The organism is Colwellia sp. MB02u-9 (assembly GCF_014077085.1).
Taxonomy (GTDB): Bacteria; Pseudomonadota; Gammaproteobacteria; order Enterobacterales; family Alteromonadaceae; genus Cognaticolwellia.
In genome coordinates this window covers 110,318-133,469 of sequence record NZ_JACGVF010000098.1, presented here as the reverse complement: position 1 = coordinate 133,469, position 23,152 = coordinate 110,318, and the positions used below count along the sequence as shown (strand labels likewise).

Genomic DNA, 23,152 nt, shown 5'->3' with positions numbered 1-23,152 from the left:
ACAATGGCTAATATTAAATGTTTTTCAAGACAACTACCCTTATTTATTATTGTTACTGTGGTTTAAATCCACAACGACTATTGGGCAACCTGAAAATCACATTGTTGACCAGCACTAGCTGCTTACCTCTTTTATGCTGTCACAGTACCCTATAATAAACGTATCAATTACTAACCGTTAAAAGTTCTACCGAGTAAGCTTATTTTTTTGCCATGACATATACTTGCTCTTGGTCGATAATATAGTCCTATATCGCTCTACCCGTTTACATCATCGTAAAAAAACTTACTCATGCCACCTTTTCGCACCAGGATGTCAGTGATTATAAATGTAGTGAACCATTACCGAGGTGGTGATGAACGGCCATTTAGTGATCAATAACTCGCCTTGAATTGAACGAGTTATTCTTGTTGAATCGTGGCCAATTATTTAATCCATTAGGCCTTATATTTCACCATCACTCGGCGGCAAAATTGCTATAATGATTAAGTCACATTGCTTTGCAATGATTATATTTCATCTAAAAATTCAGTTACGGGTAGAGTATTAATGAGTTTAAATTATAAACTGGGTATTACAAAATCGTTTCCTTGTAATTACCTACCTGAACAGGAAGAGCGACTATTAATCGCTGTTGATGACGTCCTACATGATCGTGAACATTATGGTTGGCTAATGCAGCAAGGTTTTAGGCGCAGTGGTAATGATATTTATCGTCCCCATTGTATTGCCTGCCAAGCATGCCAATCACTACGTGTGCCAGTTCAAGACTTTAAGCCCTCAAGAAGCCAAAAACGCTTATTAAAAAGTAATCAGCTATTCAAGGTGATGTTAAGTAAAAAAGTTAAAGAAAACTACTACCCACTGTATGAACAATACATTAATACTATTCATCACGATGGCAGTATGTTTCCAGCATCAGACGAACAATTTCAAAGTTTTACCCATAACAATATTACTGAGCCATATTATATTGAAATTTGGCATGACCAAGTATTGATCAGTGTTGCCGTAACCGATGACATTCCTAATGGCTTATCAGCGGTTTATACCTTTTATCACCCAAGCTATAGGAAGCAGGGGCTTGGTGTTTTTTCAATTTTAAAACAAATTGAAATTGCAGCTGAACTTAAACGAGAGTTTCTCTACCTTGGTTACCAAATAGAGCAATGCAGTAAAATGAATTACAAAAATCGTTACCATCCCCACCAAATATTGGTCGAAAATCAATGGCAAACCGTAAATAAATAACACTATAGCTTTACATTAGCGCTGCAATTCGGCATTATCTGCGCAGCTTTTTGTTTACGCACTAATTTAGAGGTTCGGCGCCCAATGGCGAAAGAAGAAAATATTGAAATGCAAGGTACTGTTTTAGATACTTTGCCAAATACTATGTTCCGTGTTGAATTGGAAAATGGTCATGTTGTTACTGCTCATATTTCTGGGAAAATGCGTAAAAATTACATTCGTATTTTAACTGGCGATAAAGTCACTGTTGAATTAACACCATATGACTTATCTAAAGGTCGTATTATCTTCCGTGCTAGATAGAAATTAATTATTTCAGTTTTAGAAGTGCTTTAGTAATATGTAGTAAAGCGACTTTATGACTAAGATTTAATTAACGCCAATTAAGTAATGACAAAAAACCGAGCTTGCTCGGTTTTTTTATGTCTGAAAATAACCCTCAGCTTTTTTGTTCTGCACAACAACTAATACCCGCTAAATGATTCAAGTGAGCCATATAAGTAAGCCTAAAGTACCGACATCCTTGTCGGTACTGATGTGTTCACATTGACGTTAAAGAACGCTGATACGCTAAACAAATTTAAGGGCTTAAGCATCAAAGCTTAGTGTTCAACTAATTCTTTTTTTGATTCATAGTTAATCACCAACTTGTCTTTCTTCACCGCAACTTTAGCTACGCCACCTTGTGTTAGCTCACCAAAAAGTAATTCGTTTGCTAATGGTTTTTTCAACTGCTCTTGAATCAATCGAGCCATAGGTCGTGCACCCATTGTTTTGTCATAACCTTTAATGGCCATCCACTTTTTAGCATCTTTAGTGACCTCTAACGAAACACCCTTTTCATCAAGTTGAACCTGCAGTTCGACAATAAATTTATCAACAACTTGCTGGATAACTTCATCACCTAAGTGATTAAACCATACAATGTTATCTAAGCGATTACGAAACTCAGGCGAAAATACTTTGTTTATTTCGTCCATAGCATCAAGACTATTATCTTGTTGTTTAAAGCCAATAGATTGCTTCACAGTGTGTGCTACGCCCGCATTAGTTGTTAACACTAAGATAATATTTCTAAAATCGGCTTTACGGCCATTATTATCCGTTAAGGTACCATGGTCCATAACTTGTAATAGTATGTTGTAAACATCTTCATGTGCTTTTTCTATTTCATCTAACAACACAACGGCATGGGGATTTTTAATCACTGCATCGGTTAATAAGCCACCTTGTTCATAACCAACGTAACCTGGAGGAGCTCCAATTAAACGACTTACCGCATGTTTTTCCATATATTCAGACATGTCATATCGCAGTAGTTCTACGCCCAGCACTTTAGCTAATTGTTGAGTAACTTCTGTTTTACCAACCCCTGTTGGACCAGCGAAGATAAATGAACCAATAGGCTTACGTTCATTGCCTAAACCTGCTCGCGACAAGCGAATAACAGAGGTCAATTCGTCAATAGCATGATCTTGTCCAAAAACAACCAATTTTAAATTACGGTCGAGTGTTTTTAAACTATCAATCTCTGATGACGATACTGATTTTTCAGGAATACGTGCCATTTTGGCGATAATATTTTCAATGTCGTTATTATCGATCACTTTTTTACGTTTATCTGCAGCAACCAGTTGTTGACGCGCTCCGGCTTCATCAATAACATCAATGGCTTTATCGGGTAAAAATCGATCATTGATATATTTGGCAGAAAGCTGTGCCGCTGCCCTTAAGGCGCTATTAGTGTAACGAACACCATGATGCGCTTCGTATTTATCTTTCAAACCGTGCAAGATTTTTGTGGTGTCGTCCACACTGGGTTCAACAACATCTATTTTTTGAAAACGACGCGCTAATGCACGATCTTTTTCAAAAATACTTTGATACTCTTGATACGTGGTAGAGCCCATACAACGTAACTTGCCTGATGAAAGTAAAGGCTTGATCAAGTTTGAAGCATCTAACATGCCGCCAGACGCAGCACCCGCTCCTATAATGGTGTGAATCTCATCAATAAACAGAATGGCGTTGCCGTCTTGTTCTAACTCTTTTAATAGGGCTTTAAAGCGTTTTTCAAAATCACCACGGTATTTAGTACCCGCTAATAATGCGCCCATATCAAGAGAGTAAATAGTTGCATCAGCTAAAAACTCTGGCGCTTTGTCAGAAACCAATAAATTAGCTAAACCTTCAGCTATCGCTGTTTTACCAACACCTGCTTCACCAACAAATAAAGGGTTGTTTTTGCGGCGGCGACTTAGTACCTGTAATGTCCGCTCTAATTCGTTATCGCGGCCTATTAGTGGGTCTATATTACCTTTTAAGGCTTCTTCATTAAGATTAGTAGCAAAGTTATCAATCGTGCGTGGCTCTTCTTCACCTGCCGGCGCTTGCTCTTCGTTATGACTATTTTCTTGTTCAACTTTAGCAATACCGTGAGAAATAAAATTAACAATATCTAAGCGACTAATATCAGATTTCTTTAAAAAATAAGCCGCTTGTGATTCTTGTTCACTAAATATTGCAACGAGTACATTCGCACCATTAACTTCACTTTTACCCGATGACTGAACATGAAAAACGGCCCGTTGTAATACGCGCTGAAAACCTAGCGTGGGTTGAGTTTCTCTTTCTTCCTCACCGGAAGGAATAACCGGGGTCGTATCGGCGATGAAGGCTAACAATTCTTTTTTTAAGTTTGCCATATCAGCGCCACAGGCTTTTAAAGCCTCAATGGATGATGGATTATCTAACAACGCCAACAATAAATGCTCAACCGTCATAAATTCATGGCGAGACTCTTTAGCCTGACGAAAAGCCATATTTAACGATACTTCTAAATCTTTATTCAGCATAGGTTACTCCAATTTAAATCTTGCGTTTTTACACTTTTTCCATAGTACATTTAAGCGGATGTTCATTGCTTGTTGCGTAACTCAACACCTGATCAACTTTCGTTTCTGCTACTTCAGCAGTAAAGATGCCACAACGCCCTTTCCCTTTATAATGAATCGCTAACATAATCTCTGTAGCTTGCTCCGAGTTCATGTTAAAAAATTTACACAACACATCAATGACAAAGTCCATTGGAGTATAGTCGTCATTTAATAACACTACTGTATACATTGGGGGTTTCTGAAATTTTTCAACAACCTCATCATCAAGAACGTTTTGATCGTCTATTAACTCTTTCCATTTACTCATAATTCTATATTAGTCTGTCAGTTAAATTTTTGCTTTAAGATTTGAAAAAAATAATAACTAAAAACATCAAAAATCATAATATAACACTTGACTATTTTTATTTATTATCTACGATTTACTTTGGTGACTGTTTTTTAGTCTCCAAAAGTTAATACTAATACTTTAAAGAGTACTTTAAAGAATGCTTAGATAAAGCATACCTAATTACCGATGATTTTAGAAGGATGTTGAAGTATGGCTCACGGTACAGTTAAGTGGTTTAATAATGCAAAAGGGTTTGGTTTTATTCGTCCAGAGGATGGTGGTGAAGATATTTTTGCCCATTATTCAACGATTCAAATGGAAGGATACCGCACATTAAAAGCGGGACAGGATGTAAACTACGAATTAAACGGGGGGCCAAAAGGTGACCACGCGGCAAGCATTACGCCATCAGAAATAGAATCAGACAACTAAGTTAAGTTAAGTTAAAATTACTTTGTGGCTTAAAGTAAAAAACACAGCAACTGGGCTGTGTTTTTTTATGGTTAGCGATTATCAACAATAAAATATTTTGACTCTACCTATAACCTATTTCCAGTTTATATATGTGTTCGATTTACCTGTGATCAATTTACATGTGATCAATAATACAATCACCAAATTCAGAACAAGTCACCAATGTCGCATCATCCATTAAACGCTCAAAGTCATAAGTTACTGTCTTAGCGTTAATCGCACCAGACATCCCTTTTAACAATAAGTTAGCGGCTTCTGTCCAACCCATATGTCGTAACATCATTTCTGCAGATAAAATAACTGACCCAGGGTTAACCTTATTAAGTCCAGCATATTTTGGTGCTGTACCGTGTGTTGCTTCAAAGATAGCGACTTCATCATTTAAATTAGCGCCTGGTGCTATACCAATGCCACCCACTTGTGCCGCTAAGGCATCTGACAAATAATCACCATTTAAATTTAAGGTAGCAATAACGCTATATTCTGCTGGACGTAATAATATTTGCTGTAACATCGCATCGGCAATAACATCTTTAATGATGATTTCTTTACCTGTTTTAGGATTGATAAGGCTACACCAAGGACCACCATTTAATAGATCAGCGCCAAACTCTTCTCGGGCTAATTCATAACCCCATTCTTTAAAAGCCCCTTCAGTAAACTTCATGATATTACCTTTATGTACCAAAGTAACCGACTCTCTGTCGTGATCAATAGCGTATTGAATAGCTTTTCTTACTAATCTTTGGGTACCTTCTTTAGAAACTGGCTTGATACCGATACCACAATTTTCTTCGAAACGAATTTTTGTAACACCCATTTCTTCAGTTAAAAATTTGATCATTTTTTTAGCCTGATCACTGCCCGCTTGATATTCGATACCCGCGTAAATATCTTCAGAATTTTCTCTGAAAATCACCATGTCAACTTCACTAGGTTTTTTAACTGGGCTTGGTACGCCAGTAAACCATTGAACCGGGCGCTGGCACACATACAAATCTAGTATTTGTCTCAAGGCAACATTCAATGAACGCATACCACCGCCAACTGGTGTGGTTAGTGGGCCTTTAATTCCAACTTTGTATTCTTTGAACATGGCTAAAGTTTCATCGGGCAACCAAGTTTCTGAGTCATAAATTTGTGTTGCCTTTTCTCCAGCATACACTTCCATCCAATGAATTTTCCTATCTCCGCCATAAGCTTTATTCACGGCAGCATCAACCACTTTCATCATAGGGGGTGTTACATCGACACCTATGCCATCACCTTCAATAAATGGAATGATGGGATTGTTAGGTACTTTTAACAAACCTTGCTCTGAAGTAATTTTAGCACCTTCACTAGGAATATTTACATGGTTCGACATATGAGCTCTCCAAAATTTACTGATAAAATAGCCGTTTGCTAATTTCTTAATCTTAAAATAATAGAAAAAGAGCAATGACACTAATACTGAAATCGTGATAATGAAAATCATCAAGATGAATAATTAAAACGCTTGTATAAATAAAATGCAAACTTTTATCACAAATAAAGCCATCACTTGCAATAAAACTTTCACTGTACGGGTTAAAATTTTGGCAAAAAAAAACTAGGCAAGCGCCTAGTTTTCAAAATTTATTGATAAATTACGCTTAGAGTAAATTCGATAAAATTGTATTCAATGTCGCACTTGGACGCATGGCTTTTTCGGCTAATTCTCTGTCAGCAAAGTAATAACCATTAATATTCATACTAGGTCCTTGAGCAGCATTAAGCTCTGCAACAATTTTTGCTTCTTGTTTAGTCAGTGCTTGAGCAACAGCAACAAAACTTGATTTCAAGCTTTCATCGCTTGTTTGTTCTGCTAGTGCTTGTGCCCAATACATCGCTAAGTAGAAATGAGAACCACGGTTATCCAATTCTTTAACACGACGTGATGGTGATTTGTTTTCTTGCAAAAATTTAGCCGTTGCTATATCTAAAGTATCCGCTAACACTTTTGCTTTAGTATTGCCCGTTTTGATGCTTAAGTGCTCTAAAGAAGCCGCTAACGCTAAAAACTCACCTAATGAGTCCCAACGTAAGTGATTTTCTTTTTCAAACTGTTGCACGTGCTTAGGGGCTGAACCGCCGGCGCCTGTTTCGAATAAACCACCACCATTCATTAATGGCACAATAGAAAGCATTTTTGCACTCGTGCCAAGCTCTAAAATCGGAAATAAATCCGTTAAATAATCACGTAATACGTTACCGGTAACTGAGATAGTGTCTTCACCTTTAGCGACGCGCGCTAAAGTGTAGTCACAGGCTTTAACCGGTTCCATAATCTGAATGTCTAAACCAGTAGTGTCATGATCGGCAAGGTAGGTGTTAACTTTTTTGATCATTTGTGCATCATGACCACGGTTTTCATCTAACCAGAATATAGCTGGAACATTTGTTGCTCTGGCACGAGTTACTGCTAATTTTACCCAATCTTGAATCGGCGCGTCTTTAGCTTGACACATTCTCCAGATATCGCCTTCGCTCACTGCATGTTCTAGTAGCGTTGTGCCGTTATCGTCAACAACACGCATACTACCTTCACCGGACATGGTAAATGTTTTGTCGTGTGAGCCATATTCTTCCGCTTTCTGCGCCATTAAGCCAACATTAGGTACTGAACCCATGGTTGTTGGGTTGAAGGCGCCATTTTCACGACAAAAATCTACAACAGAAGAAAATACACCAGCGTAGTTACGATCTGGGATCATAAATTTGGTTTCTTTTAACGTACCATCTGGCGCCCACATCATACCTGATGAACGCAGTGCTGCCGGCATAGAGGCATCAATAATAACATCGCTTGGTACGTGTAAATTGGTAGTACCTTTGTCTGAATCAACCATAGCTAATTCAGGACGAGTGGCATATACAGCAGCAATATCCGCTTCAATTTCAGCTTTCTTTTCTGCTGATAAACGGCCAATTTTCGCATACACATCGCCAATACCATTATTGGCATCAACACCTAATTGATTAAAAGTAGCACCGTGCTTGGCAAAAACATCTTTGTAAAACACTTTAACGGCATGACCAAACATAATCGGGTCAGACACTTTCATCATAGTGGCTTTCAAATGTAGAGAAAGTAAAACACCTTCAGACTTTGCTTTGTCAGTTTCAGTAGCAAAAAAGTCAACCAGTGCCTTTTTGCTCATCAGTGAGGCATCAATGACTTCTTTATCTAATAACGCTAAATGCTCCTTTAATAAGGTTACGTCACCATTAGCACTGACAAATTCAATTTTAACATTGGTTGCGCCATCAATGGTTACTGATTTCTCACTACCGTAAAAATCGCCTGATTGCATATGTGCTACGTGTGATTTAGTCTTTGGTGACCAAGCGCCCATTGAGTGCGGATTAGTACGCGCATATTGCTTCACTGAGCTAGGGGCACGACGGTCTGAGTTACCTTCTCGTAATACAGGGTTTACCGCTGAACCTAGCACTTTAGCGTAAGTGAATTTAATCGACTCTTCAGCTTCATTTTGCGGCTCTTCAGGGTAATTAGGTAAATTATAACCTTTGGCTTGCAATTCTTTAATCGCTGCTTGCAATTGAGGGATAGACGCAGAAATGTTCGGTAACTTAATAATATTAGCTTCTGGTGTTTTGGCTAATTCGCCTAACTCAGCTAAGGCATCGTCCATACGCTGCTCAGCAGTTAAGTATTTAGGAAAGTTAGCTATAATACGACCGGCAAATGAAATATCACGAGTTTCAACATCGATAGCAGAAGACGCAGCAAATGCTTTCACGATAGGTAAAAAAGAATGCGTAGCTAAAGCTGGTGCTTCATCGGTAATAGTATAAATAATTTTTGATGTATCTGTGGTCATTTAAAAATCCTTTGATGATTTGCCATTTATCGATAAAATGAATGGTCATTTGAAATTGAATGGCTCTTCATTTTATCGATAAAAGATATATTTTTCGCGCGAATAGTATCGGAATTCAGAGCGCATTAAAATAGATGAATTATTACTAGTCTATATTTCACAAGGTGAAAATTAGTGACAATAAAACAAAATCAAACAGTTATGAGAAAACACAAGCGAAAAACCACAAAGGTACGACCAGTTGACTTTAAGTCAGAAATCGTGCTTTTTAATAAACCTTTTGATGTATTGTGCCAATTTACGGATGATCAAAATCGAAAAACACTCAAAGACTTCATTGACGTTAAAGATGTTTACGCGGCCGGTCGTCTCGATCGAGACAGTGAAGGACTACTTTTATTAACCAATGATGGAAAGCTTCAGCATAAACTCGCTAATCCAAGCCAAAAAACAGATAAAACCTATTGGGCGCAAGTTGAAGGTGTACCAACAGAAACCGATATTTTGGCACTTCGCCAAGGCGTTGAATTAAAAGATGGCCTAACAAAGCCCGCTATAATCGAGATAATAGCCCAGCCTAACATTTGGCCGCGTGTTCCGGCCATTAGAGAACGCGCAGCGATCCCAACGACCTGGTTAGAGATAACCATACAAGAAGGAAAAAACCGTCAAGTAAGAAGAATGACGGCTCACATCGGTTTTCCAACCCTGAGGTTAATTCGCTATCGTATCGGTGAATGGACCTTAGATGGCATTAATAATGGTCAATATAAAAGAGTCAATCATGGATAGTCTAGTATCAAACACACCCTTAGCAAACCCGCACGGCAGCGAACAATTCAAACCTAACACCACGGTTGCCGTGGTAGTTGCCTGCCAAGATAAATTTCTATTGGTTGAAGAAATAGAGCAGGGTAAAACAGTTTATAATCAACCTGCTGGGCATTTAGAAGCCGATGAAAGCTTAATCACTGCCGCCATGAGAGAGTTACAAGAGGAAACAGGATTAAGCCATTCGCCTGATCACCTTTGCGGTATTTACTATTATTATCGGCAATCGTTAAACCTGTATTATTTACGCTTTTGTTTTGTTATTAAGCTTGAATCGCTAGTATCATGCCAACCACAAGATGAAGAAATTATAGCCTGCCATTGGTTTACGTTAGCAGAAATTAAAGCAAAATCAGCGCAATTACGCAGCCCTTTAGTCCTAGAATGTATTGAAGATTACCTTAGCGGTAAAAAAATCCCCTTAAGTCACTTAAAATCTAATCTTTAATCTTTCATCACGCTAAATGACCATGCTATAATTCCGCGCCATTTTCTATTGAAATCTAGTTGTCATGACCTCAAACGAACATGTAAATGTAAACTCAATAACGCCAAACGAAAAATTACCGCAAGATACTAAAGTAATAGTGGGTATGTCGGGTGGTGTTGATTCATCGGTTTCTGCTTATTTATTAAAAGAACAGGGCTATCAAGTCGAAGGCTTGTTCATGAAAAATTGGGAAGAAGATGACGACGATGAGTATTGCGCCGCGGCAGAAGATTTAGCGGATGCACAAAGTGTTTGTCAGAAACTAGGTATTAAGCTTCATACTATCAATTTTGCGACTGAATACTGGGACAATGTTTTCGAGTATTTTTTAGCTGAATATAAAGCGGGTAGAACACCCAACCCTGATATTATGTGTAATAAAGAAATTAAATTTAAAGCTTTTCTTGAATTTGCTTGTGAAGACCTAGGCGCTGATTACATCGCTACCGGTCATTATGTACAACGTAAATTTAACCACGGTAAATGGCAGATGCACCGTGGTTTAGACAGTAATAAAGATCAAAGTTATTTTCTCTACACCTTGAGTCATCAGCAAGTAGGTAGAACACTTTTTCCGGTTGGTCATATTGAAAAACCACAAGTAAGAGCTATCGCTGAACAAGCAGACTTAATCACCCATAACAAAAAAGACAGTACCGGCATTTGTTTTATTGGTGAACGAAAATTTAAAGACTTTCTGGGCAAATATTTACCGGCGCAACCCGGTGTAATAGAAACACCAGAAGGAGAAGCTATTGGTGAGCATGATGGTTTAATGTATCACACCCTAGGTCAACGCAAGGGCTTACGTATTGGCGGTCTAGCCAATGCGGGTGACGCGCCATGGTATGTTGTTGACAAAGATCTTAATCGTAATGTATTGGTTGTTGGCCAAGGACATGATCACCCTCGCCTATTTTCTAAAGGCTTAGTAGCAAATCAATTACATTTAGTTGAGCGAGTTGAATTAACTACGCCGATAAGTTGTACGGTAAAAACCCGTTACCGACAAGAAGACGTCGCTTGTAATCTTTCACCTATGGCCAATGGTGAATATTTAGTGATGTTTACTGAGCCGCAAAGTTCAGTAACACCCGGTCAATCTGTGGTGTTTTATCAAGATGATATTTGCCTAGGTGGCGCTATTATCAACTCCCTTATTCGTTAATATAAGGCATACATGAATAATTTAGAAAAACAAACTATTACCATGGCAGCAGTCTGCCAAGCCTCAGTTTTAGTGCAGAAAATAGCGCGTACTGGCACAGTAGAAGAAGCTGAACTCGCTATCATGCTCAACAGTATTATGGTGACTTCACCCGAAAGCATTTTGGAGGTTTATAGTAACGATGTTGCCCATTTAACATCGGGATTAAAAGCCTTAATTGAGCAGTTAGGTAATCAAACCAGCAAAAAAGATCCAGAGCTAACCCGCTATGTGGTCAGCTTATTAGGTTTAGAGCGACGTTTAGCCAATAAAAAAAATCAATTATCGCTACTGGGTGAACGTATTGAACAAAGCCAACGTCAGCTCGCACATTACGAGATTACCAGTGACACCCTCATTGCTAGTTTAGCCAGTATTTATAGCGACTTACTCAGCCCAATAGGCACGCCTATTCAAGTGGCGGGTGAACCAAGTTTGCTCAAGCAACAAAGTAATCAGCATAAGATCCGCGCTTTACTTCTCGCGGGTGTTCGCTCAAGCGTGTTATGGCGTCAAGTGGGCGGCAAGCGTAGAAATATATTATTTGGGCGCACAAAACTGGTGGCGTGTGCACAACAATTACTTAAAGAACTTTAAAATTAACTTCAGGAAATTACTATGGAACTTTCAGCATTAAGTGCAATATCACCGGTTGACGGGCGTTATGGCAGTAAAGTTAAATCATTGCGCCCTATTTTCAGCGAATTTGGCTTAATTAAATACCGTGTTACGGTCGAAGTACGTTGGTTACAAAAGTTAGCAGCGACCGCTGAAATTATTGAAGTTGCGCCTTTTTCTGCTCAAGCTAATACGCTATTAGATGCCATTATTACTGAGTTTTCTGAAGCCGATGCCCAAAGTATTAAAGACATTGAAGCCACTACAAACCATGATGTAAAAGCGGTTGAGTATTTCCTTAAGGAAAAAATTAGTGGTAATGCTGAATTACATGCAATAACAGAGTTTATCCATTTTGCTTGTACTTCAGAAGACATTAACAACCTTTCACATGGCTTAATGTTAACAGATTGTCGCGAACAAGTATTAATGCCGATGATTGACGATATTCTTGGTGATATAAAAGCCTTGGCGGTTGAATATAAAAATATTCCCATGATGTGTCGTACCCACGGTCAACCCGCATCTCCTAGTACACTAGGTAAAGAAATGGCCAATGTTTACATGCGTTTAAAACGTCAACGTGAGCAGATTGCACAAGTTGAAATGCTAGGGAAGATTAACGGTGCTGTCGGTAACTATAATGCCCATTTATCGGCTTACCCTGAAGTTGACTGGCACAAGTTTGCTAATGAATTTGTTAACTCATTAGGTTTAAGCTTTAATGCATACACCACGCAAATTGAACCGCATGATTATATAGCAGAGTTATTTGATGCGATTGCCCGTTTTAACACCATTTTAATTGATTTTGACCGCGATGTTTGGGGCTATATTGCCATTGGTCACTTTAAACAAAAAACTATTGCCGGTGAAATTGGCTCTTCAACCATGCCACATAAAGTTAACCCGATTGATTTTGAAAATTCAGAAGGTAACTTAGGTATTGCCAACGCTTTATTTACCCATTTAGCCCAGAAGTTACCAATATCTCGCTGGCAACGTGACCTTACCGACTCTACCGTTTTACGTAACTTAGGTGTTGGTTTTGCCCATACCTTAATTGCTTATCAAGCAACACGTAAAGGTATCAGCAAACTACAAGTGAATGAAGCGAACTTATTAGCTGAACTCAACTCAAATTGGGAAGTGCTTGCCGAGCCAATTCAAACCGTTATGCGTCGTTACGGCATCGAAAAGCCTTACGAAAAACTAAAAGAGTTAACCCGTGGCAAACGTGTTGACGGTGATTCTATGCGTGCGTTCATCATGACGTTAGAACTACCAGAAGCGGCAAAAGCACAACTGTGTGAAATGACACCTGCTTCTTACATTGGCCGCGCAGTAACATTTGTTGACGAACTAAACTAGTTACACCTAGCACTTAGTTTTGCTGATATAAAAAAAGGGATCCAATAGGCTCCCTTTTTGTTATTCAGTTTTTAAAAATCAGCCATTAATAGCAATGCAAATAAGGTTTCACTATGAATGTAGACTCGTTAAATTGGGGTGATTTAACTCCAGAAATATTTCTTGCACAATATTGGCAGAAAAAACCATTATTGATCAAACAAGCTTTTGCTAATTTTAAAGACCCAATAAGTGCAGACGAACTGGCGGGATTGGCCATGGAAGCTGAAATACAATCGCGTATCGTCAGCACTAACAGTAAAGACGACTGGCAAGTTGACCATGGCCCTTTTGAAGATTTTTCTCAATATGGTGAGTCTAATTGGACACTATTAGTACAAGCAGTAAACAACTGGTCGCGGCCGACACATAATCTACTTGCGCCCTTTGCTTTTATTCCAAGCTGGCGTATAGATGACGTTATGGTCAGTTTTTCAACCCCTAATGGCGGTGTTGGTGCGCATTTAGATCAATATGACGTTTTTATTATTCAAGGCAGTGGCAAAAGGCGCTGGCAAGTCGGTGCACCCGATAGTAGCTTAGAAAGCTTACTACCTCATGCTGATCTTAAACAAGTTTCAAGCTTTGAAGCGATTATTGATGAAATAACAGAAGCCGGCGACTTGCTTTATATTCCACCAAACCACCCACACAAAGGTCTATCAATAGAGAATTCAGTTAATTTTTCTATTGGTTTTCAAGCACCATCAAGCCAAGAATTATGGTCAAGCTTTGCTGATAAACTCATTGATAACAATCTTGGTGAACAAAGGTTTAGTGATCCTGCAAGAGCCTTATGCCAATCGAACTTTACTATTACACCCGATGACAAAAAGCAATTAAAAGCCTTTATGCTACAACAGCTTGAGCAAGAAGAATTTTATGAACAATTTATTGGCCAATACCTAACACAGGGTCATCATGCCCTAGAAATTTTAGTGCCTGTCAATGACATAGATAAAGATAAACTGCTCGATATACTATCAGAGCCAGATATTTCATTTATGCCAGTATCAGGATTAAAGGCCGCAATAATAAATGATGTGCAGCCAACACTTTTTCTCAACGGAGAAAGTTTTCCATTAGAAAAACAAACCCTGGCACTAGCGCAGCAGTTAGCACAACAAAAGCCTTTAAGCACAAGTAAAATGAAAACGCTCAACACTTGTTTGAAAAACACTCAGCTGTTACTCGATGTTTTAAATAAAGGTTATTGGTATATAGAATAAAGCCCAAGTTATCAACGGAAAGTAGAGTTCAGTAACCGCAAACGGTTACTGAACTTAAAATGTCAGCTATTACAATTGCTGTAAGTACTGATATTATCTCTCTCATTGGCGCCACTATACTAGTCAACGGATCTTTTTCCCCTTACCTACCCTCACTTAACGCACAAGCGTTAACGCAAACTCATACCTTAAAAACTCATACCTTAAGAAATCAAGTAGGTGAGCAAACAAGTTTTACCTCACAAGACGGCTAAAAAATACAATTAAATACCAACAGCCTTATTAAGCAATTGAATATAACCCAAAATAGCGTTGACTTACCCTAGTTCGAGGCGAAGCTGGGTTTGATGTGGCTAAAGATAAAGTTCGTCCTTTCACCGAGACAGTGGGCGAAAAATATTTCAATGCACTTAATAAACATTACAAATAAATTAGAGGACTTCCCCTGCCTAGCTGTTTATTCATATTGCACACTGGGCGAAAGCAATTGCGTCTGAATATAACCTGGGTTAGTTATCCCTTGTTAACAAATATCATCCTAGCGATGTTATTAACAACAAACTACACTAATGTTGAGGATTTTATTCGTTTTTATATTAATAAAAAACGCGCTGACAAAGCCCTAATTACATTTGACCAAGCAACATCAAGCAAATGCATTAAAAGGTTATTATCGGATTAACTTTGGCCTAAAAAATCACTAAGTGGCTCAGGTTTAACTGCTGTTGTTAATAACTCTGGTCATCTGAGCATTCAAGTTGATTCACATAAAAAGAGAGATAACAATGAAAAATAAAAACATGCACGCCGCGCTAATTCCCCTTTTACTCGGGGCAGCAAGTCAAACAGCGCTTGCACAAGAAACTACTCAAGTCCAAGAAAGTGAAATAGAGAAAATAGCGATTATTGGTAGCCGAGTCGCTGGCCGCTCTGCCGAAGAATTACCGGTACCGGTCGATATTTTATCTGCAGAAGCATTAGCCAATACTGGCCAAACAGAAGTGGGTCGTATGCTTCAAGCTATTGCACCATCATTTAACTTTTCTAGCTCTTCCATCAGTGATGGTAGCGATGCATTACGTCCAGCAACACTAAGAGGCCTAGGACCAGATCAAACCTTAGTATTGATTAATGGTCGTCGTCGTCACCAAGCCAGTTTGATTCATATCAATACCTCTGTTGGTCGCGGCACAGCAGGAACAGATATGAATGCTATCCCTGCGGCATCTATTAAGCGCATTGAAGTATTGCGAGATGGTGCAGCCGCTCAATATGGCTCTGACGCTATCGCGGGCGTTATTAATATTGTCCTTAACGATGCTAGTGAAGGCGGTAAAGTTGCAGTATCTTATGGTGAATACTCAGAAGGTGATGGTGAAACAACCAATGTAGACCTTACTAAGGGGTTTAACTTAGGAGACAATGGTTACTTAAATACTACCCTAAACTTTAGAGATCGTGGTCTTACTAACCGCGCAGGTTTACATGGTTCATGTCAATTCTCCGGATGCACCGACTTACCTAATGGTCATTTATTATTAGGTGACCCAAGAGAAGCGACAGCTAGCAGGTCCACTTTTAGAATTGGTGATGCAGACTCTAGCCAGTTTGGTTTAACCATTAATACCGGTTATGAATTAGGTAATGGTGAATTATACGGCTTCATTACTTACTCAAATCGCGATAATGAATCCGCCGCATTTTTTCGCCACAACAACAATACCGGCGGTAATGCCTTACTGCAAGATGGCGATGCGACCATTCCTAGCGGCTTTTTACCTAAAATCAATACGGAAATAAAAGATTTCTCTTATAATATGGGTTACCAAACAGGGTTTTCTGATGGCTCATCTTTAGATTTTTCTTATACCTATGGCCAGAACAATATTGATTATGTCACCAGTGATACCATTAACTCTTCTTATGCTAATTCATTACGCTATAGCTCAAGTTTAACGGCGGATGAAATTCGATCTTCTATTCCGCGCGAAGCTTCAGCATACGGGTTAGAGTTATCGCTGCAAACCTTAAACCTTGACTATACCCAAGACTATGAGTTTTTTTCATTAGCCATGGGGGCAGAAATTAGAACAGATCAATTTATAGTCACGGCGGGGGATGAATATTCCTATCGTGATTATGATACTGATGATAAAGGCAACAGCTTATACGCAGATGACCGTTCTGCGGGTACGCAAGGCTTTGGTGGCACAGCACCGATGCAAGCGGTAGATGAAACGCGTGATGTCATTTCTTTTTATGTCGATGTTGAAACTGAAGTAACAGAAGACTTAATTGTCAGTGCTGCAGCCCGTTATGATGATTACCAAGGTTTTGGTGACAGTACTAATTTTAAATTAGCCGCAAATTGGTCAATAACTGAGACTATCGCCATTCGTGGTGCGATGAGTACGGGTTTCCGAGCTCCGTCAATGCAGCAACTTTATACCGATAATATTAGTACCCAATTTCAAAACGATCCGAACAACCCCGGCGGCGATCAAATTGCCGTACAGGTGGGTACTTTTCGTAATGACTCAAACCTCGCCAAAGCGATCGGTATTCCTGAGTTAAAAGAAGAAGAAGCAACCAATTTTAGTTTAGGTACTGTGATTAATCTTAGTGATGAAATTAACCTAACCCTAGATTGGTATTCAATTAATATTGATGATCGAATTGTGCTGAGTAATTCATTAGGTCAAGGTTTATCTCCGGCTCTAGATGCGGCATTAATTGCCTCTGGCGCGGGTGCTGGACAGTTTTTCCTTAATGGTGCTGACACTGAAACCAAAGGTATTGATATCATTGCTACTTGGAATACTGAGCTCTTAGGTGGTGACTTTAACTTAACCGCAGCCGCTAACTTTACTGAGACTGATGTAGTCAGTATCTATACGCCACAAAACAGTGCGCTAGGAGGGGTAAACCCAAGTGATGTTTTTTCAGAACAAGCTATTTCTATTATTGAAGAGTGGCAACCACAAGATCGTATTAGCTTAAGTAGTTTATATACTATCGATAATGTCAGTATCAATTTGTCCTTTAACCGTTATGGTGAATACACAGTGACCGATGGCGGTAGTCAAACCTATGGCGCTGAAGTATTAACTGATTTACGCATCAACTATCAGGTCACTGATGACTTGTCATTTAATATTGGCAGTAATAATTTGTTTGATGTTTACCCAGATAAAAATACCATAGGTAACTCACGCTCAGGCACAATAGAAGATGCAAGTGGCAATATTGTGGTCAGTAGCCCAGGTGTATTTACTTATTCACGTCGCTCAGCACCTTTTGGATTTAATGGCGCATTTTATTATGCAGGCGCTGAATTTAAATTTTAAGCTTATCGACTAGAAGCTAAGCTTAGAAGATAACGCCAAGCGCAGAATAATCTGCGCTTTTTATTTCAGTTTTTTTATTGCAGTCTTTGAAAATCAAGCCATCTTCATCGTTGGCGCTTAAAGTAGCAAACCGTTGCAATGTCAGTCTATTGCTCAACCCATAACTCGTCTTTAGCATGAAGCTGATACAGACCTTCCGCTTTATTGATTAGCAGCTTGGCATACTCGACTTGTTCCTCAACGTCACTTTTTAAAAGACTATCAGCCTGTATTTGCCATTTAAAAGTAAAGTGGCGTAATACGTCACGAGCCGGCTCGTTTTGTTCCAACACTAAATGGTCAGTCGGTAAATCGCCACTGATCACCCACACCTTGGTTTTATCTAACAAGTTAATTTTCCATACCGCCATTAAAGGGATCAAATAACGACTTTCAGTGTCGGCAACACTCTCGGTTACTAAGCCTTTCTCTGCAAGATATTTAGTTGCTTTTAAATACTGCTCTCGAATCCAAGCTTGTTGTTGTTCTTGAGTCATGGCTAATTTGTCTGTCATGTTTAGGGTCTTTTTATTAATAAGTTAATATGTTAATAACGGGAAGTTTGTATGGATTAATTCACAGCAAAGTTCAAATTTATTTATAGCTTCACTAGCGAAGCATTTATCTAAATGATATTGTGCGCAGCGAATTATTACAACCCTAGTTGAAGTAAAATTAATACTTGAACTATTTTTAAGATCAATGGAGATTTCGATAGTGGCCGTTTTTGATTTAGTAGATTTTGATAACCATGAACAAGTTGTTTATTGTAGTGACGAAGCATCAGGGCTAAAAGCCATTATAGCCGTTCATAGCACAGCCTTGGGGCCAGCAGCAGGTGGTTGTCGTTTTTGGGATTATGCCAGTGATGAAGCCGCACTTAAAGATGTATTACGTTTATCTAAAGGCATGACTTATAAAAATGCCATGGCCGGTTTAAAACTAGGCGGTGGCAAAGGCGTTATCATTGGTGACGCCAAAACACTGAAATCAACCGCCTTGTTTAAAGCCTATGGCCAAGCGGTTAATAATTTAAATGGTCGTTACTATACCGCTGAAGACATTAATATCACTACCGCCGACATGGCGATTGTTAACCAAAGTACCGAATTTGTTTCTGGTCTTGAAGGTAAAAGTGGTAATCCCGCGCCATTTACCGCATTAGGTACATTTTTAGGTATTAAAGCAGCGGTTAAATTCAAGTTAGGTAAAGATGATTTAACCGGTATTAAAGTTGCCGTGCAAGGCTTAGGAAGTGTAGGTTATTCACTTTGTGAGAAATTGCATGCCGCTGGCGCTGAGTTAATTGTTACTGATATTAATCAGCTTGCGCTCGATAAAGCCGTTGCAGAGCTAGATGCTACTGTTGTTGGTTTAGACGAGATTTATAGCCAAGATGTTGATGTATACTCGCCATGTGCATTAGGTGCCTCAATTAACGATGATAGTATAGCGCAATTAAAAGCCACAATAGTTGCCGGTTGTGCTAATAATCAATTAGCCGAGTCTCGCCATGATCAAATGCTGACAGAAAAAGGGATTTTGTATGCCCCTGATTATGTTATCAATGCCGGTGGTATTATTAATGTTGCTTTAGAAATTTATCCAGAACCCTATTGTGCTGACAGTGCAACAAAGTTAGTGGAAAATATTTACAACACCTTGATGACTGTTTTTGAAACTGCGGAGGCTAATAAGATGCCAACGGGTTTAATTGCTGATGAAATGGCACGTAATATTATAGCTAACGGGACGAACTAGCTTTAACACCAATAAGCTATTCGCTTTCAGTATTGAGCTATCAGCATACCATTAGTCTATAAAATAAAAGCACCGAGAGGTGCTTTTATTTTATAGACAGTAAGTTATGCCATGATCACATGAATAGAAAGCATGGCGATATTTCAGTTGATTTTATCAACACTTAGCAAATCTGGTTAAGTGTTGATGCGAACAATAGGCTATAAAACGTTTAATAAAGCCTGCACTGGATGCAAGGTTACCTTGTTATCTAAGCGCTTTATTTGACTACGACATGAATAGCCAGTAACCAAGATTTGCTCAGTCGCCAAATCTGCTACTTTATTATGCCAACTCATTTGATACAGTGCTTTCGAGTTATCTAAATTAACTTTTTCATGGCCATAGGTCCCAGCCATACCACAACAGCCCACTGACACACTGGATAACGACAAACCAAAGTGTTGGAATATATGCTGCCACTGCCCTTCACTACCCGCTAATGCGGTTTTTTCCGTGCAATGAGCAAAGAGCTTATAGTCTACAGAATTTTCGCTCTTAAACGCTTGTTCAATCACCATGCTACTTTGTGATGCAATAATCGCTATTAGCCATTCATGTGCTAATTTGACCTCAAAATCGCCACGATTATTACCTAATACCTGGTTATATTCGTCCCTGAAACATAAGGCTAGTGAGGCGTCTAAACCCACCATAGGTATGTCGAGTTGATGAATTTGATTTAAAAATTCTGCCGTTGATTTAGCCGTTTTGGCAAACTTAGCTAAAAAACCTTTTACGTGTTGTGGCTTACCATTGGGCTTAAAGGGTAATAATATAGGTTCAAAACCAAGCTTTTTCACCAACAACATAAAGTCTTCAACCACTTTTGCATCATAAAACGAGGTAAATGGGTCTTGAACAATTAACAATGACTTCGCACGTTTATCAGCAGACAAGCTTTTAAGTGCTGATAAATCAAAGGCGGTAAATTTATGCTTAGTAACCCTTTGCGCTAATGTCGGCGTCGACAATAAAGGCGTGTCAACATAGCCAATAGTAACTTGCGAGAATTTATCGTAAATATTAGACGCCAAAACACTATTGACTATTTTGGGTGCTTTAGCCATGACTGGCGTCATTAATTCTACATTCGCCACTAAGTGATCTTTTAACGGCCTAAAATATCGCGAGTGATAAAGGTTAATAAATCTAGCCCTAAAGTCAGGTACATCCACTTTAATAGGACACTGACTCGCGCAAGCTTTACATGCTAAACACCCTTGCATGGCTTCCATCACTTCATGGGAAAAATCATCGTTTTCAACAGTTTTAAACTGGCTATTGAAACGATTTCTCACCTTGTCTAATAATCTTTTTACCGACCAACTTTGTATGTTTTGCTCCAAGGCTAGCACATCAACACCCTTAGATTCGACTAAGCGCAACCACTCACGCATTAAGCCAGCTCTGCCTTTGGGCGAATGCCTGCGATCTCGTGTAACCTTGCTTGAAGGACACATAGGGCTGTCTACATCATAGTTAAAGCACAAGCCATTACCATTACAGTCAAGCGCAGAGCTGAAGGAGTCTTTTACCGTCACAGGTATTTGTCGGTCATAAAAACCACGCTTTTTATCATCAACAGAAACTAGCTTGTCAGTGGAATGATAAGGTGTACAAATTTTACCTGGGTTCATTTTATTTAAGGGATCAAAAGCGGCTTTGATCTTTCTTAATTCGGTAAATAAAGTCTCACCAAAAAATTCAGGGCCATATTCACTGCGATAACCTTTACCATGCTCGCCCCACATTAAACCACCATATTTAGCGGTTAATGCCACCACCTGATCTGAAATTTCTCTCAGTAAAAGCTCTTGCTCTGGATCACACATATCCAATGCAGGTCGAACATGTAAAACACCGGCATCCACATGACCAAACATACCATAATGTAAACCATGGCTATCGAGTAACTGTCTAAACTCAACAATATAGTCAGCTAAATGTTCTGGCGGTACGGCGGTGTCTTCAGCAAACGCTAACGGCTTTTGACTCCCTTTGGTATTACCTAATAAACCAACCGCTTTCTTACGCATGCCATATAACTTGCCAATACTGGCTAGATCTGAGGTAACTTGATAACCAATAACACCGGTTTTGTTAGCTATATCTTTATCAAGCTCTACGCATAAGGCGCTAACTTGCTCGGCCAGACCTTCAACACTCTCGCCGTTGTATTCCACCATATTGATGCCGTCCATTACGGCGCCATCAACATCTTGCAACATATCGCTAACCAGTTGCCAAACAATATCTTGTTTAGCTAAGTTCAATACTTTACTGTCAATAGTTTCAACTGACGTCGCTTTAGCTTGCACTAGTCTCGGTGAATGACGTAACGCCGAGTCAAAACTGTCATATTTAATGTTAATCAGCGTTTTAGCTTTAGCTATCGGCGTTAGATTTAGTTTGGCTTCACAAACAAAGGCTAACGAGCCTTCAGAGCCAGTAATAATACGGCTTAAATCTACTATCGATAAGTCATCATTAAAAACATGTTCTAGATCATAGCCGGTAAGGAATCGGTTCAAGCGGGGAAATTTTTCTAAAATTAAGGCGCGATTATCCCCACAAGACTTCAGTACTTGTTGCATCAGTTTTGCTTCAGTACTGTCTTGCTGAGCTAATGCCTGTGCTTGAGCAATGGTTTGGGGTTTTGTATTTAAAAATTCGCCATTCACTAATACGCTTTCAAGTGCTAAAACGTGGTTAGAGGTTTTACCATAAACTAACGAGCCTTGACCTGACGCATCTGTGTTAATCATGCCACCAATAGTGGCTCGACTGCTAGTAGATAAATCAGGAGAAAAGAAAAAACCATAAGGCTTAAGATAATCATTTAATTGGTCTTTAATCACCCCAGCTTCGACTCGAACCCAATTCTCTTCGACATTTATCTCTAAAATACTATTCATATATTTTGATAAATCAAGCACGATACCCGGCGTTAAACTTTGGCCATTAGTACCCGTACCGCCGCCGCGAGCACTAAACTTTATCGCGTCAAATTGCGCTTCGCTGCCCAGTAGCGTCACCACTTGAATGTCTTGCTTACAGCGTGGATGCAGCACTAATTGTGGCAGTTGTTGATAAATACTATTGTCGGTGGCGTGCGCTAAACGTGCGCTATATTGAAAGTTTATATCACCGGTAAAATGTTTAGTCGCCAAGATTTTGGCAAACTCTTGATATAAAGGAGAAACTAACTCTTGAGGACTTAAGCGAGGTAACATAGGTGAAAAGTCTATTAACAATATTATGTGGCTAATATTATATCACGCCATATTGTCAATTTGATCAGTTAACAAAAAAAGCCTAAGAACTTTTTTATCATCGTCATGATAAAAAGCACCTAGGCT

The 23,152-nt window shown here is 39.1% G+C and carries 17 protein-coding genes and 1 pseudogene; 12 read left to right on the top strand and 6 right to left on the bottom strand.

The features are described 5' to 3' along the window. Positions 1–549 precede the first annotated feature (549 nt). A complete protein-coding gene (locus H4J65_RS14665) occupies positions 550–1,251 on the top strand; it encodes an arginyltransferase (protein ID WP_182136789.1) in 702 nt (233 codons plus the stop codon). A gap of 84 nt (positions 1,252–1,335) precedes the next feature. Then, the gene (gene infA, locus H4J65_RS14660) at positions 1,336–1,554 is read left to right on the top strand and encodes a translation initiation factor IF-1 (RefSeq protein WP_011043571.1); all 219 of its coding nucleotides are present in this window, start codon (positions 1,336–1,338) and stop codon (positions 1,552–1,554) included. A 299-nt stretch (positions 1,555–1,853) separates the two neighbouring features. On the opposite strand, the gene clpA is transcribed toward infA, so the two are convergent. Next, on the bottom strand, positions 1,854–4,106 hold the full coding sequence (clpA, locus tag H4J65_RS14655; protein ID WP_182136790.1) for an ATP-dependent Clp protease ATP-binding subunit ClpA: 2,253 nt from the start codon (positions 4,104–4,106) through the stop codon (positions 1,854–1,856). A gap of 28 nt (positions 4,107–4,134) precedes the next feature. After that, entirely contained in the window at positions 4,135–4,455 is a 321-nt protein-coding gene (gene clpS, locus H4J65_RS14650; protein WP_182136791.1) for an ATP-dependent Clp protease adapter ClpS, read from the bottom strand. 234 nt (positions 4,456–4,689) lie between these two features. Between clpS and cspD the strand changes: the two genes are divergently transcribed. After that, a complete protein-coding gene (gene cspD, locus H4J65_RS14645) occupies positions 4,690–4,911 on the top strand; it encodes a cold shock domain-containing protein CspD (protein ID WP_182184695.1) in 222 nt (73 codons plus the stop codon). Between the two features lie 157 nt (positions 4,912–5,068). Here the strand turns inward: cspD and icd are convergent, their stop codons facing one another. Both icd and H4J65_RS14635 read right to left on the bottom strand, forming a co-directional pair. Then, positions 5,069–6,319, bottom strand: coding sequence for an NADP-dependent isocitrate dehydrogenase (gene icd / locus H4J65_RS14640; RefSeq protein ID WP_182136793.1), 1,251 nt, complete (start codon positions 6,317–6,319; stop codon positions 5,069–5,071). 268 nt (positions 6,320–6,587) lie between these two features. Further along, on the bottom strand, positions 6,588–8,819 hold the full coding sequence (locus H4J65_RS14635) for an NADP-dependent isocitrate dehydrogenase (protein WP_182198659.1): 2,232 nt from the start codon (positions 8,817–8,819) through the stop codon (positions 6,588–6,590). A 201-nt stretch (positions 8,820–9,020) separates the two neighbouring features. Here H4J65_RS14635 and H4J65_RS14630 point away from each other — a divergent pair, with 201 nt between their 5' ends. The 8 genes and pseudogenes from H4J65_RS14630 to H4J65_RS14595 all read left to right on the top strand — a co-directional run bounded on the left by H4J65_RS14630 (position 9,021) and on the right by H4J65_RS14595 (position 17,951). After that, positions 9,021–9,611, top strand: a complete 591-nt coding sequence (locus H4J65_RS14630; RefSeq protein ID WP_182136894.1) for a pseudouridine synthase — start codon at positions 9,021–9,023, stop codon at positions 9,609–9,611. Further along, the gene (locus H4J65_RS14625) at positions 9,604–10,098 is read left to right on the top strand and encodes an NUDIX hydrolase (protein WP_182198658.1); all 495 of its coding nucleotides are present in this window, start codon (positions 9,604–9,606) and stop codon (positions 10,096–10,098) included. The genes H4J65_RS14630 and H4J65_RS14625 overlap by 8 nt, the downstream gene beginning before the upstream one ends. A gap of 64 nt (positions 10,099–10,162) precedes the next feature. Further along, positions 10,163–11,308, top strand: a complete 1,146-nt coding sequence (mnmA, locus tag H4J65_RS14620; protein WP_182198657.1) for a tRNA 2-thiouridine(34) synthase MnmA — start codon at positions 10,163–10,165, stop codon at positions 11,306–11,308. Between the two features lie 12 nt (positions 11,309–11,320). Further along, positions 11,321–11,944, top strand: a complete 624-nt coding sequence (hflD, locus tag H4J65_RS14615; RefSeq protein ID WP_182136797.1) for a high frequency lysogenization protein HflD — start codon at positions 11,321–11,323, stop codon at positions 11,942–11,944. Positions 11,945–11,965: 21 nt separating this feature from the next. Next, positions 11,966–13,336 (top strand): adenylosuccinate lyase, encoded by a 1,371-nt coding sequence (purB, locus tag H4J65_RS14610; RefSeq protein ID WP_182198656.1) that lies wholly within the window; start codon positions 11,966–11,968, stop codon positions 13,334–13,336. A gap of 113 nt (positions 13,337–13,449) precedes the next feature. Beyond that, entirely contained in the window at positions 13,450–14,604 is a 1,155-nt protein-coding gene (locus tag H4J65_RS14605; RefSeq protein WP_182136799.1) for a cupin domain-containing protein, read from the top strand. Between the two features lie 59 nt (positions 14,605–14,663). After that, positions 14,664–14,858: a hypothetical protein gene (locus tag H4J65_RS14600; RefSeq protein WP_182136800.1), complete on the top strand. Its 195-nt coding sequence runs from the start codon at positions 14,664–14,666 to the stop codon at positions 14,856–14,858. A 176-nt stretch (positions 14,859–15,034) separates the two neighbouring features. Continuing rightward, positions 15,035–17,951, top strand: a pseudogene (locus tag H4J65_RS14595) (TonB-dependent receptor plug domain-containing protein). A gap of 146 nt (positions 17,952–18,097) precedes the next feature. Here the strand turns inward: H4J65_RS14595 and H4J65_RS14590 are convergent. Continuing rightward, a complete protein-coding gene (locus tag H4J65_RS14590) occupies positions 18,098–18,505 on the bottom strand; it encodes a DUF4826 family protein (protein WP_220465164.1) in 408 nt (135 codons plus the stop codon). Between the two features lie 202 nt (positions 18,506–18,707). Here H4J65_RS14590 and H4J65_RS14585 point away from each other — a divergent pair, with 202 nt between their 5' ends. Then, a complete protein-coding gene (locus H4J65_RS14585; protein WP_182198655.1) occupies positions 18,708–19,751 on the top strand; it encodes an amino acid dehydrogenase in 1,044 nt (347 codons plus the stop codon). A 200-nt stretch (positions 19,752–19,951) separates the two neighbouring features. Here H4J65_RS14585 and H4J65_RS14580 read toward each other — a convergent pair whose 3' ends face one another. Next, positions 19,952–23,026, bottom strand: coding sequence for an FAD-binding and (Fe-S)-binding domain-containing protein (locus tag H4J65_RS14580; protein ID WP_182198695.1), 3,075 nt, complete (start codon positions 23,024–23,026; stop codon positions 19,952–19,954). Positions 23,027–23,152: the final 126 nt, after the last annotated feature.

Coding starts and splice junctions, on each gene's coding strand:
- H4J65_RS14665 (WP_182136789.1), top strand. CDS start 550: ATGAGTTTAAATTATAAACTGGGTATTACAAAATCGTTTCCTTGTAAT.
- infA (WP_011043571.1), top strand. CDS start 1,336: ATGGCGAAAGAAGAAAATATTGAAATGCAAGGTACTGTTTTAGATACT.
- clpA (WP_182136790.1), bottom strand. CDS start 4,106: ATGCTGAATAAAGATTTAGAAGTATCGTTAAATATGGCTTTTCGTCAG.
- clpS (WP_182136791.1), bottom strand. CDS start 4,455: ATGAGTAAATGGAAAGAGTTAATAGACGATCAAAACGTTCTTGATGAT.
- cspD (WP_182184695.1), top strand. CDS start 4,690: ATGGCTCACGGTACAGTTAAGTGGTTTAATAATGCAAAAGGGTTTGGT.
- icd (WP_182136793.1), bottom strand. CDS start 6,319: ATGTCGAACCATGTAAATATTCCTAGTGAAGGTGCTAAAATTACTTCA.
- H4J65_RS14635 (WP_182198659.1), bottom strand. CDS start 8,819: ATGACCACAGATACATCAAAAATTATTTATACTATTACCGATGAAGCA.
- H4J65_RS14630 (WP_182136894.1), top strand. CDS start 9,021: ATGAGAAAACACAAGCGAAAAACCACAAAGGTACGACCAGTTGACTTT.
- H4J65_RS14625 (WP_182198658.1), top strand. CDS start 9,604: ATGGATAGTCTAGTATCAAACACACCCTTAGCAAACCCGCACGGCAGC.
- mnmA (WP_182198657.1), top strand. CDS start 10,163: ATGACCTCAAACGAACATGTAAATGTAAACTCAATAACGCCAAACGAA.
- hflD (WP_182136797.1), top strand. CDS start 11,321: ATGAATAATTTAGAAAAACAAACTATTACCATGGCAGCAGTCTGCCAA.
- purB (WP_182198656.1), top strand. CDS start 11,966: ATGGAACTTTCAGCATTAAGTGCAATATCACCGGTTGACGGGCGTTAT.
- H4J65_RS14605 (WP_182136799.1), top strand. CDS start 13,450: ATGAATGTAGACTCGTTAAATTGGGGTGATTTAACTCCAGAAATATTT.
- H4J65_RS14600 (WP_182136800.1), top strand. CDS start 14,664: ATGTCAGCTATTACAATTGCTGTAAGTACTGATATTATCTCTCTCATT.
- H4J65_RS14590 (WP_220465164.1), bottom strand. CDS start 18,505: ATGACAGACAAATTAGCCATGACTCAAGAACAACAACAAGCTTGGATT.
- H4J65_RS14580 (WP_182198695.1), bottom strand. CDS start 23,026: ATGTTACCTCGCTTAAGTCCTCAAGAGTTAGTTTCTCCTTTATATCAA.